The sequence below is a fragment of the Ellagibacter sp. genome (assembly GCF_048412355.1).
GTDB lineage: Bacteria > Actinomycetota > Coriobacteriia > Coriobacteriales > Eggerthellaceae > Ellagibacter.
On record NZ_DBFSAP010000057.1, the window covers coordinates 1 to 14651 of the forward strand.

The following is a 14651-nucleotide window of genomic DNA, read 5'->3' on the forward strand; positions in this document are numbered from 1 at the left end:
CCCCTGACCTCATGGCTGCCAGCCATGCGCTCTCCCAGCTGAGCTAATTCCCCGTAAAAGGTGCATCGACTATACTAACAGAACGACGATTTCGGTCAAGCACTTTTTTGAAAAAGTTTTCAGCGAGTTTGCTGAAGCCGCACACAGCGGTCGTGACGCCGCCGGCGAGCGCAAGAAGTCGCCATGCCCCGATAAGCCGCACGCGAGAACATGCGCACGCCACCATCCCCTTCCTCCGCAAAAAACATATGGGATTTCAGCGCAATCTCCTCGAGCAATTAAGCGATAAGACCCACAGCCGGACGCCAACTCGACATGATGCCGCCTGCTGCAAGATTGCGCCAGCGCGAGGCGCGAGCCCGAAAAATATTCCCCCAGCGCCCCAACCGACTCCATCGATCACTCGTGTACAAAAATGACGATAAGTTGTGAAGGAATAGTGATGCTGCCTGATTATCCCTCTTAGCTGTACCGAAAATGTCGCATCAAAAGCGATATCACGTCGCGTTATTCCTCAAATTCGCTCATTTTGAGGAGTTCTACATAGTTTCTGCACAACATATCGTCGTTTTTGTACAGGGACACCGTGCCCTACTCCAAAACAAAAGCGCCGCCTCATTCCGCGAGGCGGCGCTTGGCTAGTCGCACGCTTGAGAAGCCTGCCCCTGGGGTCAAGTCTTCTCGCGAGCGCTATTCGGCCTTCTCCTCGGCCTCTTCGCGCTTTGCAGCCTCCACATGGGCGATGATGTCGTCGAGCGCACCGGCAACATCGTATTCCTCGACCTTGCCCTCGTCGCACAGGGCTGCGAACTTCGGGTCGATCGGCAGCGTAGCCACTGCGGGGATGCCGTATTTCTCGGCAACGGCAGCACCCTGAGGCTCGCCGAAGATATGATGCTCCTTGCCGCACTCGTCACACTTGAAGTACGCCATGTTCTCGACCAGGCCCACAACGGGGACATCCAGGTCGTGCGCCAAATTGACCGCCTTGCCGACGATCATGGCAACAAGCTCCTGAGGTGCGGAAACGGTGACGATGCCATCAACGGGCAGCATCTGGAACACCGTGAGGAACACATCGGAGGTTCCCGGAGGCATGTCGATCAGCATGTAGTCGACGTCGCCCCAGTTGGTCTCGTCCCAGAACTGCTTGATGATACCGGAGACGACCGGGCCGCGCCATGCGACGGGCATGTCGCCCTTCGGGAGCATGAGGTTCACGGACATGACCTTGATGCCGCTGTCGGTAAGCGCCGGGTAGATGCCCGTCTCATCGGCATGCAGCTTGTCGGTCACGCCGAACGTCTTCGGGATGGAGGGGCCGGTGACGTCGGCGTCCAGGATGCCGACGTTGAAACCCTTCTTGCGCAGCTCGCTTGCGAGCAGGCTCGTCACGAGGGACTTGCCAACGCCGCCCTTGCCGGACACAACGCCGATCACGTGCTTCACGTTGCTCGCCGCGTTGGTCGCGTACTTGGAAGGTGCCGTGCGCTCGCCGCAGCCCTCAACGCCGCAGCTGCCGCACGAATGCGAGCACTCTTGTTCTTCTGCCATAAGGCTTCTCTCTTTCTCGTCGTCTAAGCCAAAGGCCGCTCCCCCTGGCGCGACCACCGTTACGAGTCACATGGTATCACAACAGTAGCAATTAAAGAGGCGGCCGAAGCCGCCTTAAGGTTTTGCTATTTGATTGTTGAAATGGCCTTCGCCTTTTACTCGTCTTCGGGCCTTTCCGATGCGTAGAATGTCGCGTCGTCGAACACTTCCTTCAGGCTCTTGCCATCGACGAAGGGAATGTCGAGGAACTCGCCGACCGTCGGCACAAGCTCGCTACAATCGACGTAGTGGCCCTTCTCGTTTTTCCGGGAGGTGTCCTGCGCGCGCCAGTACCGATCGTTCACATCGGTGAGGTAATAGCTCGCTCCATTGACGTCCATGTACACCGAATGCTTGGCGCGCAGGTACATGGGCATATCCTCAAAGGATATTTCGAGAGCATCGACCGCCTTGGTTCCCATAAGCGACCCCTTTCTTCGGGTTTACCTTGGGAACATGATATCAAGAAGCGCGCGGACTTTTAAGGGTTGGGCGAAGAAATAGCGAGCGCCAGGCGCTTTTTCGAAATCCCACGTGAAAGTGACTATATCACGCCCCCGGGCGTAGCTATTCAGCAGGGGAAAACGAGCCGGGAGTTGGCGAAGCGGCGCGACGGGAATCGCCTCGGGGGCGCGGCTCGTGTGTCCCGAAATGGGAACGTGACGCCCGCGAAGGTTGCGCCGATCGCGGGCGTCACGCTGTCCTATGCGCCCGAGCGCGCCGAGCGGCGGAAACGGCGCACACGCAGGAAGTCCCCCGCAGCGGGAAGGGAGAGGCCGGTGATGCCTGCACCCGCGCGAGCCGCGGGAACAGCATCGGCACCAGCTGCGGCGGCATCGCTCGCCCCGGCGTCTGCTCCGGCAGCAGCGGCCCCATCATCGGCGAGAATCGCGGCAGCGTCGACTGCAGCGCTGGTGCCCGCCTCGAGAGCAGCGCCGACACCGGCGTCGGTCTCAGCCCCAGTCGCGGCAGCGGCAACTGCGCCTTCTCCGGCCGCTGCCCCAACCGAGAAGCGATAGATGCCACACGAGCGGTTCGCCACGGGCACGGGCACCGGCGCAGGGTCGGGATCGCTTTCCATGGGATCGGGCAGCCATGTGAGATTGCGCACGACAACACGGGTAATCGGCACCCGCGGGCTGAGAACCTCGAGTTCCTCCCCTTCCGCGAAGCGATTGCGGCAGCGCGCAACGATGGTGCGAGTCCCCGCATCTGACGAGACGACGTCGGCTACGTGCATCGCCTGCTGCTCATAGCCATCGTAGTTAGAAGCCTGCTCAGCCTCGTCAAAGAAGAACCCCGTCCCGTACGGGCGATGCGACACCGCCTCAAGCTCGGGTGCGAAATCGGCGACCGGCGCACCGTCGAGCACCTGACGATATGCGTTCACCACGCTGGCCACGTAAAACGCCTTCTTGTTGCGCCCTTCGATCTTGATGGAGTCCACGCCCGCCGCCCGCAGCGCGTCAAGGTGCGCGAGCATGTTCATGTCCTTCGCGTTCATGATGAACGTGCCGCGGTCGTCTTCCTCGATGGGAAAATGCTCGCCCGGACGCTTCTCCTCCTCGAGCGTGTAGCTCCAGCGGCAGGGCTGCGTGCAGTGCCCGCGGTTGCCCGAGCGGCCGGTGAGATAGGAGCTGATAAGGCAGCGCCCCGAGACCGCCATGCACATGGCACCGTGCGCGAACGCCTCGATTTCCATGTCTGCCGGCATGTCCTCGCGCATGCGGGCGATATCGTCAAGCGACATCTCCCGCGCGCACACCACGCGGCTCGCTCCCAAGCTATGCCACACGCGCGCCGCTTCGGAGTTGGCGACGGATGCCTGGGTAGACACGTGGAGCGCCACGCGCGGGGCCACGCGACGGGCAATGGCGGCCGCCCCCAAATCGCCGATGATGAAGGCGTCGACCCCCGCCGCATCGAGTGCGCGGAAGTAGTCAGGCAGCGCGGCCAGGTCGCCTTGTTCCATAAGAATATTTGCGGTGACGTGCACCTTCACGCCCGCGGCGTGGGCGATTTCCACCGCAGCGGGGATGTCCTCAAGCGCGAAGTTCGCCGCGCGGGCGCGCATGCCGAAGCGATCAGAGGCCAGGTACACCGCGTCCGCGCCGAAGCGCACGGCAGCGCGCAGCTGCTCGATACCCCCTGCAGGCGCAAGGAGCTCCATGTTGCGTTGGGTATTCAGATGATCACGCTCTTCCGCTCGTCTGAGGCGCGCCTGCGCTACGCCATTTCCACCTGAGGGCCTTGCGGCGTGTCCTTGATCGTGAGGCCGAGCGCTGCCATGCCATCGCGCACCGCATCGGCGCGGGCCCAATCCTTCGAAGCGCGCGCCTCGGCACGAAGGGCCACGAGCGCCTCAACGGCCTCGGTCGCGTTGCCGCCCGCGTACCCGGCGAGCTCGGCGGCAAGGTCGACGACCTCGACGGGATAGGCGTCGCCCTCGGCAGTAGCCGCCGCGACGTCGATGCCGAACACGCCCATGAGCTCGGCGATCGAGTCGCGCGCGGCGATGAGCGCGGGCACATCGGCAGCGGTGGGCTCCTTGCCCGCGATCGCGCTGTTCACGTCGCCGACCAGGGTAAACACCGCGCCCAGTGCGGCGGGGGCGTTGAAGTCGTCGTCCATCGCGTCGACGAAGGCCGCACGCGCCGTCTGCGTTGCCCCCTCGATTGCCGCAGCGTCGAGCGCGCTTGCGCCCTCGCCCGTCGCGGACGCAAGCAGCCACTCGAGGTTCTTCACCGTGTTCTCGATGCGCGTGAGCGCCGCGTCGGCCTCGGCCAAGCGGGCGTCGCCGAACACGAGCGGGCTGCGGTAGTGCGTCTGCAGCATGAGCATGCGCAGCGTCTCGGGGCGCACGATGTCGAGCGCCTCGTGCAGAAGCAGGAAGTTGTTGAGCGATTTCGACATCTTCTCAATCTCGCCGGTCTTCTCGTTGGCGATCTGCAGCATGCCGGAGTGCATCCAGTGGCGCGCGAACGTGCAGCCGCACGCGGCCTCGCTTTGCGCACGCTCGTTCTCGTGATGCGGAAACACCAGGTCAGCGCCGCCGCCGTGGATGTCGAAGGGAAGCCCCAGGTACTTGCGCGACATGGCCGAGCACTCGATGTGCCAGCCCGGGCGCCCCTTGCCCCAGGGGGAATCCCACGAAGGCTCGCCAGGCTTGGCCGCCTTCCACAGGGCGACGTCGAGCGGGTCGCGCTTGCGAGCCTCAAGACCCTGGCCATCGGCGCGAAGCTCGCGATGGCCCGATTCCATCTCGTCGATATTGCGACCGGAAAGCTCACCGTAAGAGGGGTACGAGCGCACGCTGAAGTACACGTCGCCCTCGACCTCGTAGGCATGCCCACCATCGACGAGCTCCTGCACGAGCGCGATCATGTCGGATATCTCACCTGTGGCGCGCGGGCGCACATCGGGGTCGAGCACGCCTGCCGCGTGCATGTCGCCGATGAACGCCTGGGTGTATTCGGCGGCCACCTCCGCCGCACTTCTACCCTCTTCACCTGCGCGTTTGATGATCTTGTCGTCAACGTCGGTGACATTTTGCACGAACGTCACGTCGAAGCCGCGCCAGATGAGGTAGCGGCGGATCACGTCGAAGCTGATGAACGTGCGCGCGTTGCCGATGTGGATGCGGTTGTACACGGTCGGGCCGCACACGTACATGCTGATCTTGCCGGGCTCCTTCGGCTGGAACTCGACTTTTTGGCGCAGCTTGGTGTCGTAGATCTTAATCATAAGGTTCCTGATACTTTCTTGTGATAGCTGAGAAAGCGCTCGTTTGGCGGGCGCCTAGTCCTCTTCCAAATCCTCCGGGCTTACAGGCTCAACATCGGCGAGCGCCTTCTTGAACTGCGGACAGACCTCGTCGCGCAACGCGGCGATCTGCGCCTCCAGGTAGTCGATGCGCGCGCAGTTGGAGCGATGCTGCTCTTCCACGATATCGGGGAGGCTCTCCATGCGCTTCGCGGTGGCAGACTGCTCGCTGGTGACTCGCTTGCCATCGCGCTTGACGATGCGCCCGGGGATGCCGACGACCGTGCAGTTGGGCGGCACGTCCTTCACCGCCACCGCGCCGCCGCCGATCTTGGAGTTATCGCCGACGGTGATGTTGCCAAGCACCGCCGCGCCCACGCCCACGATGACGTTGTTGCCGAGAGTCGGATGGCGCTTGCCGGTCTCGTTGCCGGTACCGCCGAGCGTGACGCCCTGGTAGAGCGTGCAATCATCGCCGATGATGGTGGTCTCGCCGATGATGACGCCCATGGCATGGTCGATGAAGAACCGGCGGCCGATCTGGGCGCCCGGGTGAATTTCCACACCCGTCATGAAGCGCGTGAACTGCGACGATATGCGTGCGAGGCTCTTTAGGCCATGATTCCACAGCCAGTGTTCCACCACATGCGACCAGCGCGCGTGGAGGCCTGGGTAGGTGAGCCAGATGACGAACGAGCTTTGCGCAGCAGGATCTCGTTCCTTAACGGCACGGACATCTTCGGCGATCGTCTTGAAAATATTCATAGCAAACCCCTCTGTTCAAGTAGGATTATAGCAAACTCAATCCGTACATCGAACGAGAAGAGCCACCGCCGTAGCCGAAATGCCCTCTTCGCGGCCTTCGAAGCCCAAATGCTCAGTCGTGGTCGCCTTCACGCCCACGTTTTCCGGCGAGATGCCCATCGCGCGCGCCAGGTTCTCGCGCATCTGATCGCGGTAGGGGGAAAGCTTTGGCGCCTGAGCCGCGATGACGCTGTCGACGTCGAGGATCTCGTAGCCGCGATCGCGCACGAAACCGGCAACGGCAGCGAGCAGTTTCATGGAGTCGGCGCCTTCGTAAGCGGGATCGGTGTCGGGGAACAGCTTGCCGATGTCCCCTCCGCGAACGCCGCCCAAAAGCGCGTCGGCCACCGCATGCGCGAGCACGTCGGCGTCGGAGTGTCCGAGAAGGCCCCGCGTATGGGGAATGTCCACGCCGCCCATGATGAGCTTGCGTCCCTCAACGAGCTGGTGAACATCGTAGCCCTGGCCGATCCGGAGGTTCCTGGGATCCATCGGCTATTCCTCCGGCTGCTTCAGATAGAGCGCGCGCACGGCAGCAGCGAGCATCATGTAGTCCTCAGGCACCGTGAGCTTGATGTTGTTGCGCTTGCCTTCCACCACGAGGACCTTGCCGCCGAGGCGCTCGATAAGCGACGAGTCGTCGGTGCCCACGAAGCCATCGGAAAGCGCGCTCGCGTGCGCACGGCGGTAAATTCCCGTGCGGAAGACCTGCGGCGTTTGCGCATCCCAGAACACGCGGCGGTCGGGCGTGCCCATGATGACGCCGTCTTCCACAATCTTGAGCGTATCAACCGCGGGGTGCCCCACGATGACGCCGTCGCAATCGATGTTGCCCTTGCAGGTGTTGATGGTGTGCAAGATGAGCTCGGGAGAAACGAGCGGACGCGCGCCGTCGTGCAAGACGACATAGTCGTACTCGTCGGTGACGTACTCGAGGCCGGAGAACGCCGACTCCTGACGCGAAGGACCCGAGGGCGCGACCACGATGGGCGTGACGAACGGGAACGGGTTGATCGCGCGGTTGAGGTATTCCTCCTGGCGGTCCTCGGGGCACACGATGACGATGAGCCCCACGTCGCCCACAGCGTCGAACGCCTCTGCCGACCAGGTGAGAATAGGCTTCCCGGCGATTTCGACGAGCTGCTTGCCGCCTTCGCGACCGAAACGCTCGCCCGAACCGCCCGCCAGGATGATGGCGGCCGTCTTCGGCTTGGGGTCGACAACGCCCTGCAAGCCGCACACGGTTTTCGTGAGCGCATCGAAGTCGAGGTCATCGAACATCGCGTCCGGCACATCGAGCACGGAGGGCGTGTATATAGGGTCGATCGTTTTCGGCATGAGAGTCCTTCCCTTGTTCGTCGGGCCGCGGGGGTGCGAGTGCGCCCGAGACCCGACGCATCGTTTGCGTGCTATTTTACGGCAAGCAGCGAGCGAGCGGAGTCATTCCGCATAACAAGTTGAAAGAGGCTGCGGGCTGCGTGCGGGGCGCGAGGCGTGAGGCTGCTGGGGGCGCGGGTGGGAAACGGGCAAGAAGCAAGTCCATCGACCGCTTCGGAACCCTCAGCGGGAGCACACAGGCCAGTTCGTGGTCACTTGAGCGAATTGTGCGACGTTTTGGCGGTCGCTGAGCACGCAGGGACACGGCCTAAGCCAGAACGCCCTGCAAAATGCCTGGTCACGAATTTCACGCTAAATCGCAGCCCGAAAAAAACGGCGCACAACTCGCCCAGTTGGCCACCAACGAGGGGGTCTGCTCCATGCGGCCCTTGAAAAGATTTGCACACCCATCTTTTCCGCCTTCTGGCACCCGTGCCACAAGCTCAAAAGCCTCTCGGAACGCAAAAAAGCGGACACCTGAGATAGGTGCCCGCCTGATAGGTTTGCCGGGTGCTCGCGACGCAGCGCTCGCTAGCTCGCACGCGCCGCGCTCGCTTGCCCGCATTCGCGCTCCGCGCCGCCCGCTTGCGCCGCGCTCGCTCGCGTTAGTCTGCGGCGCCGCCCGATGCTGTGCCGCCGCCTGAGCCCGCGCTCGGCAAGCCCGCGTGGCCCAAGTCGTAGTTCGTGAGCAGAAGCTCGGCATCGCGCGCGATGCTGTCGCGCTTGCGCGGCGCGGGAACGACGCCCGACCCTTGCTTGAATTCGAGGTTCTCACCGGACTCATCCACGTCCACATCCACGATGGAGCCGCTCTGCCACTTGCCTTCCAGAATCTGCTCGGAAAGTGGATCCTCCAAAAGACGCTGTATTGCACGACGCAGGGGACGCGCGCCGAACGTGGTGTCGGTGCCCTCCTTCGCAATGAGCTTCGTCGCCGCGAGCGTCAGGTTGATCGACATGTTCTGTGCAATCATGCGCTCGCGTAAATCGGCCACCATAAGGTCGACAATCTGGGCGATCTGCTCGTCGGTGAGCGACTTGAACACGATGATCTCGTCGATGCGATTCAAGAATTCGGGCCTGAACAGCTTCTTCATCTCAGCCATCACGCGGCTCTTGATCTCCTTATCGGAAAGCCCCGCATGGTCGCTACCAGAGAAACCAAGCGGCGTCGTCTGCGCGATCTCGCGTGCTCCGACGTTCGACGTCATGATGATGACCGTGTTGCGGAAGTCGACCGTGCGGCCCTGCGCGTCGGTCAGGCGACCTTCTTCGAGGATCTGCAGCAGGATGTTGAAAACATCGGGATGCGCCTTCTCGATCTCATCGAAGAGCACGACCGAGTACGGCTTTTGGCGCACCGCCTTCGTGAGCTGGCCGCCCTCGTCGAAGCCGACGTAGCCTGGGGGCGAGCCGACCAGACGGCTCACGCTGTGCTTCTCCATGTACTCGGACATATCGAAGCTCAACAGCGCGTCCTCGGAGTTGAACAGGAACTCGGCGAGCGCCTTGGAAAGCTCGGTCTTGCCCACGCCCGAGGGGCCCAAGAAGATGAAGCTGCCTGCCGGGCGCTTCGGGTCCTTCAAGCCCGCGCGGCTGCGGCGAATGGCCTTCGAAAGCGCCGTCACGGCCTCGTCTTGGCCGATGACGCGCTCATGCAGCACACCCTCCATGCGAAGAAGCTTCTCGGTTTCGGCCTCGGTCAAGTTGGACACCGGCACGCCCGTGGTCATGGAAACCACGTCGGCGATATCCTTCACCGTGACCTGGGAGACCTGCTTGGAAGTATCTTCCTCCCACTTCTTCTCGGCCTGCTCGCGCTCGGCTTTAAGCTTGCTCTCCTTGTCGCGCAACTCGGCTGCGGTCTCGAAATCCTGCGCACCGATGGCCTTGTCCTTCTTGGAGCGAACCTCGCGCAGCTGGTCGTCCAAATCGCGCAGCTCCTTGGGCAGCGTCATGTTGCGGATGCGCATACGCGCGCCCGCCTCGTCGATGACGTCGATCGCCTTGTCGGGCAGGAAGCGATCCTGGATGTAGCGGTCGGACATCTCCACGGCCGCCTGGAGCGCCTCGTCGGTGAAATGCACCTGATGGTGCGCCTCGTAACGATCGCGCAAGCCGCCCAGGATGCGGATGGCCTGCTCCTCGTTGGGCTCGCCGACGGTGATGGGCTGGAAGCGGCGCTCAAGCGCGGAGTCTTTCTCCAGATGCTTGCGGTACTCGTCGATGGTCGTGGCGCCGATGACCTGGATCTCGCCGCGCGACAGCGGCGGCTTCAGGATGGCCGCAGCGTCGATGGAGCCCTCGGCCGAGCCCGCGCCGATGAGCGTGTGCATCTCGTCGATGAACAGGATGATGTCGCCCGCGTCCTGCACCTCTTTGATGCACTTCTTCAGGCGATCCTCGAACTCGCCGCGATACTTGCTGCCCGCCACGAGCGCGGACACGTCAAGCGTGAACAAGCGCTTGTTGCGCAGCAGGTCGGGCACCTGGTTCGCAACGATGAGCTGCGCGAGCCCTTCCACGACGGCGGTCTTGCCCACACCCGGCTCGCCGATGAGCAGCGGGTTGTTCTTCTGGCGGCGCGAGAGCACCTGCATGACGCGCTCAATCTCGCCCGCACGGCCGATGACCGGGTCGAGCTTGCCGTCGGATGCCTTTTTGGTGAGGTCGGTGCCGAACTCCTTGAGCATGCTGTCGGGAGACGCCCCCATCGCGTCGAATGCGCTGCGGCCGGCATAAACAGGGCTCTGCCCCACCAGGTCGTTCAAGGCGCCGCGGATGTCGTCGCCCTTCACGCCCAAGCGGCCGAGCACGTCGAGCGCCGTACCCTCGCCCTCGCGCACGATGCCCAAAAGCAGATGCTCGGTCGAGATGTAGGACTGCCCCATCTGCATGGCCTCGCGCAGGGAGTTCTCGAGCACGCGCTTCACGCGCGAGGTGAAAGAGAGGTGGCCGGACACGTCGGCGCTCTCATCGATCGTGACGACTTGACGGATGGCCTGCACCACCGCGTCGTACTTGATATCCAAACGCTCGAGCGCCTGGGCGGCGAGGCCCTCCTTTTCCTGAATCAGTCCGAGCAGGATGTGCTCGGTGCCCACATAGGGCTGGTGAAGGCTGCGGGCCTCGTCCTGCGCCAGCACGAGCACCTTGCGTGCCTTGTCGGTGAACTTGTCGAATGACATGTATCCTCGTTTCTCACAAGGTCGTTTGTTTGCGATTCATACTAGCACTCTTGTCAAGTGAGTGCTAATGCAGAGAAAGTCCGTATACATAATACAGAAAGCATCGCGAAGCAAATCAACAAGACCCAAACAAATCGGAGGTGGTTCGGATTCATCAAGGACGCATGACGGGCTGCCCATGATACGAAGAAGGCCGCCCGGACATTTGCCCAGACGGCCCTTCAAGACTATGCGATTCGATAAACGCTTAGTACAGCTTCGCACCTGCGGGGATGCGGTCGTTCACCATGAGCAGGTTCAGGCGCTCCTCGGTGGCGTCGCCTTCGACCTTCTCCTCGTGCACGGCGGAAAGGAGCATGCCGCACGAGTCGATGCCCATCATCTTGCGCGGCGGCAGGTTGACGATCGCGATGAGCGTCTTGCCGACGAGCTCCTCGGGCTCGTAGTACGCGTGAATACCCGACAGGATGACGCGGTCGTTGCCCGTGCCGTCGTCGAGCGTGAACTGCAGCAGCTTCTTGGACTTGGGCACGGCCACGCATTCCTTCACCTTCACGGCACGGAAGTCAGACTTGCTGAAGGTGTCGAAATCGACCTGCTCCTCGAACAGCGGCTCGATGACCACCTTCGAGAAGTCAATCGGCTCGGGCTCGGATGCCGCCTCGGCAGGCTCCGCCTTCGCAGCGCGCGCCGCCGCGGCAGCTGCTGCCGCCTTTCCGCTCGCGGGGGCTTCGTCCTTCATATGCGGGAAAAGCAGCACGTCGCGGATGGTGGCGGAGTCGGTGAGCAGCATCGTCAAACGATCGATGCCCACGCCCACGCCACCCGCCGGCGGCATGCCGTACTCGAGCGCGCGGATGTAGTCGGCATCGTAGCCCATGGCCTCGTCGTCGCCCATATCCTTCGCCTCGACCTGCGCGCGGAAGCGCTCGGCCTGGTCGACCGGGTCGTTCAGCTCGTTGAAGGCGTTCGCGTACTCGTGTCCGCAGATGAACAGCTCAAAGCGCTCGGTGAGCTCGGGGTTGTCCGCCTTCTTCTTGGCGAGCGGGGAAATCTCGAGCGGATGATCGCACACGAAGGTGGGCTGCACGAGCTTCTCCTCGGCCACAGCCTCGAAGATCTCGCTGATGAGCTTGCCCTTGCCCCATGCGTCTTCTGCATGTCCGCCGTTTTTCTCCAGAATGGCGACGAGCTCCTCGCGCGTGCGATCGAAGGACACTTCCTCGCCCGCGTGCTCGCTTGCGAGCTCCATCATGGTCGCACGGCGCCATTCGCCCGACAGGTCGATTTCGGTGCCCTGGTAGGTAACCTGTAACGTACCGCAAGCCTCCATGGCGGCGGCTTGGATGAAGCCCTGCGTGAGCTCCATCATACCGTCGAGGTCGGAGAACGCCTGATAGGCCTCCATCGTGGTGAACTCGGGGTTGTGGTACGGGTCCATGCCCTCGTTGCGGAACTGGCGACCGATTTCGAAAACCTTCTCGAAACCGCCCACGAGCAGGCGCTTCAAGGGCAGTTCGGTCGCGATGCGCAGGAAGTAGTCACGGTCGAGCGCGTTGAAGTGCGTAACGAACGGCTTCGCGTTCGCGCCGCCCAGAATAGGATGCAGAAACGGCGTCTCCACCTCGTAGAAACCCTGCTGCTCCATATAGCGGCGAATGGCAGCCACGATTTTAAAGCGCTTTTCGAACGTGCTCTTGACCTCGGGATTCATAACAAGGTCGACATAGCGCTGGCGATAGCGCGTTTCCTTGTCTGCCAAGCCGTGGAACTTCTCCGGCAGCGGGCGCAGCGACTTGGACAGAAGCTCGTAGCCCGTGACGGCGACGGAAAGCTGACCGCGCTTCGTGCGCATCATGGTGCCGTGAACGCCGATCCAGTCGCCCACGTCGAGGTCTTTCATTGCAGCGAAGACTTCCTCGCCGAGTGCGTTGATGCGGCAGAACAGCTGGATGTCGCCCGTCGCGTCGCGCAACTCGAAGAACGCGATCTTGCCCTGGACGCGCTTGGCCATGATGCGGCCAGCCACGTCGACTTCGTCCTCGGTGGAGGCACCGTCTTCGAGCGAGGCGTACTTCTCATCGAGATCGGTCAGGTGATGCGTGTAGTGGAACGCGTGGCCGTAGGGGTTCTCCCCCGCCTCGATAAGCGCCGCGCGCTTCGCCTTGCGAACCTCGATCGGGTCGTCTTCGATTACTTGCTTGGTAGTTTCGTCAGCCATACCTATCCTAGTGCTCGATCTTCAAAATCGTCATCTTGATGACGCGGCCGGTGGGGCCGGTGGTCTCGATCTCGTCGCCCTTCTTGTTGCCGAGAAGCGCCGCGCCCACGGGGGACTCGTTGGAGATCTTGCCGGCGGCCACGTCGGCCTCGGCGCCGCCCACGATGGTGAAGACGCGCTCGCGTCCGCCCATGTCAACGGTGACGGTGGAGCCGATGGTCACCTTCGAGGAGCGCTTCGGCGCCTCGACGACGGTCGCCTCGGAGAGGATGCGGCCGATTTCAGCGATGCGGGCTTCCATCATGCCCTGCTCGTTTTTCGCGTCGTCGTACTCGGAGTTCTCGGAGATGTCGCCGAACTCGCGGGCAACCTTGATGCGCTCGCCCACTTCGGCGCGCTTCTCGGTCTCGAGGTAGTGAAGCTCCTCTTCAAGCTTCTGGCGGCCCTCCGGCGTCAGGATGTAGTTGCTGTCTGCCATGGTCAGTCCCTTCAAAAACACGAAGCGGCGCATCGTTCGATGCACCGTTTTCCCCGTTCAATCCCCATTACTTGGGAATAAACATACGAATGCGGCGCACGCTTCCACCGCCGCGCGCGCCGCAAATCCATCGATGTGGATGGGCTGTTACTCGCTCTTCTTCTTGACCGTCTTCTTCACGGTCTTCTTTGCGGGCGCCTCTTCCTCTTCGACTTCCTCGACTTCTTCTTCGTCTTCAGCCTCTTCGATTTCCTTCTTGTCCTTCTTGCCGGCGCCCATGCCGTCGCGCAGGTTCTTCACGGTCTTGCCGAGAGCGCTGCCGAGCTTCGGGAGATTCTTCGGCCCGAAGATAAGCAGGATGACCGCAAGGATGATGAGCAATTCCGGGGTGCCCATACCAAAGATCTTCATACATTCCTCCAAATACGTTCCTGTATGCGACGAAGTCGCGCATGAATGCAGTGTTCGCGCTGAGCAGAAAGGGTACCACAACTGGGGAAAATCGGCGCAGATGGACAGAATTAACATATGGGGAACGACCTGCGCAAAAGAAAAACGGCAGCCTCCGAAGAGACCACCGTTTCGAATTCGATGGTCGGGATGACAGGATTTGAACCTGCGGCCTCTGCGTCCCGAACGCAGCGCTCTACCAAGCTGAGCCACATCCCGAAGTGCTGCTTGCGACAGCAAACGGTATATTACCATAACGATTCCGCTTGGCAAGCCCTTTTTTCAAAGGAAAGGGAACACGTTGACGTCGGCGCACCCTGCGCCTGGTGGCGGACTTACCGGAAGATGTTCGGAGTGCTCGCAAGGTGCGGGTTGTCGATGGCGGCCTTCTGCGGCACGATCATGCACATGACGGTGCCCTCCGAGATGACATCGCCCGCATCGTCGCGCGCACACACGTTCCAGAACAGCTTGCGGTAGCCCTTCGAGCTTTTCTCCTCGCGGTCGAGTGCGGCCTCGCCATGCAGCGTGCCGTCGACGGCGCTCTTGCGATGCGTGACGTTCACGTTCACCCCGAAGGACAGCTCGCGCGAGACATCGGTTTGAAGCCCGGTGCCGAGACTCGCCACCGCTTCGAGCAGCGCGATCGTAGCACCCCCGTGCACAAAGCCGAACGGCTGGCGAATGGCGTCGGTAATGGGAAGCTCGCCCCGCACAAGCGTGCCGCTCGCCTCGGGAAAGGTGATTCCCAGCAGTTCGTTGAAGCTCACAGATGGCT

The 14651-nt window shown here is 62.4% G+C and carries 12 protein-coding genes and 1 tRNA gene; all 13 read right to left on the reverse strand.

Going from position 1 to position 14651, the window contains the following annotated elements; all coding sequences use genetic code 11:
- Positions 1 to 690 precede the first annotated feature (690 nt).
- Positions 691 to 1554 (reverse strand): Mrp/NBP35 family ATP-binding protein, encoded by an 864-nt coding sequence (locus ACMRQN_RS09335; protein ID WP_418734755.1) that lies wholly within the window; start codon positions 1552 to 1554, stop codon positions 691 to 693.
- Positions 1555 to 1709: 155 nt separating this feature from the next.
- Entirely contained in the window at positions 1710 to 2015 is a 306-nt protein-coding gene (locus ACMRQN_RS09340) for a CDP-alcohol phosphatidyltransferase (protein ID WP_418734756.1), read from the reverse strand.
- Between the two features lie 281 nt (positions 2016 to 2296).
- Positions 2297 to 3763: a U32 family peptidase gene (locus tag ACMRQN_RS09345; protein WP_418734757.1), complete on the reverse strand. Its 1467-nt coding sequence runs from the start codon at positions 3761 to 3763 to the stop codon at positions 2297 to 2299.
- A gap of 56 nt (positions 3764 to 3819) precedes the next feature.
- On the reverse strand, positions 3820 to 5337 hold the full coding sequence (gene cysS / locus ACMRQN_RS09350) for a cysteine--tRNA ligase (RefSeq protein ID WP_418734758.1): 1518 nt from the start codon (positions 5335 to 5337) through the stop codon (positions 3820 to 3822).
- 54 nt (positions 5338 to 5391) lie between these two features.
- Entirely contained in the window at positions 5392 to 6120 is a 729-nt protein-coding gene (gene cysE, locus ACMRQN_RS09355; RefSeq protein WP_418734759.1) for a serine O-acetyltransferase, read from the reverse strand.
- A gap of 36 nt (positions 6121 to 6156) precedes the next feature.
- Positions 6157 to 6651, reverse strand: coding sequence for a 2-C-methyl-D-erythritol 2,4-cyclodiphosphate synthase (gene ispF / locus ACMRQN_RS09360; protein ID WP_417294665.1), 495 nt, complete (start codon positions 6649 to 6651; stop codon positions 6157 to 6159).
- A 3-nt stretch (positions 6652 to 6654) separates the two neighbouring features.
- A complete protein-coding gene (gene ispD / locus ACMRQN_RS09365; protein WP_158050347.1) occupies positions 6655 to 7497 on the reverse strand; it encodes a 2-C-methyl-D-erythritol 4-phosphate cytidylyltransferase in 843 nt (280 codons plus the stop codon).
- 644 nt (positions 7498 to 8141) lie between these two features.
- Positions 8142 to 10724: an ATP-dependent Clp protease ATP-binding subunit gene (locus ACMRQN_RS09370; protein WP_418734760.1), complete on the reverse strand. Its 2583-nt coding sequence runs from the start codon at positions 10722 to 10724 to the stop codon at positions 8142 to 8144.
- Positions 10725 to 10971: 247 nt separating this feature from the next.
- The gene (lysS, locus tag ACMRQN_RS09375; protein WP_418734761.1) at positions 10972 to 12945 is read right to left on the reverse strand and encodes a lysine--tRNA ligase; all 1974 of its coding nucleotides are present in this window, start codon (positions 12943 to 12945) and stop codon (positions 10972 to 10974) included.
- Between the two features lie 7 nt (positions 12946 to 12952).
- Positions 12953 to 13423 (reverse strand): transcription elongation factor GreA, encoded by a 471-nt coding sequence (gene greA, locus ACMRQN_RS09380; protein ID WP_276997304.1) that lies wholly within the window; start codon positions 13421 to 13423, stop codon positions 12953 to 12955.
- 147 nt (positions 13424 to 13570) lie between these two features.
- Complete coding sequence (gene tatA, locus ACMRQN_RS09385; protein WP_158050355.1) at positions 13571 to 13834, reverse strand: twin-arginine translocase TatA/TatE family subunit; 264 nt, start codon at positions 13832 to 13834, stop codon at positions 13571 to 13573.
- A gap of 181 nt (positions 13835 to 14015) precedes the next feature.
- Positions 14016 to 14092, reverse strand: a tRNA-Pro gene (locus tag ACMRQN_RS09390).
- 116 nt (positions 14093 to 14208) lie between these two features.
- Complete coding sequence (locus tag ACMRQN_RS09395; protein WP_418734762.1) at positions 14209 to 14643, reverse strand: PaaI family thioesterase; 435 nt, start codon at positions 14641 to 14643, stop codon at positions 14209 to 14211.
- Positions 14644 to 14651: the final 8 nt, after the last annotated feature.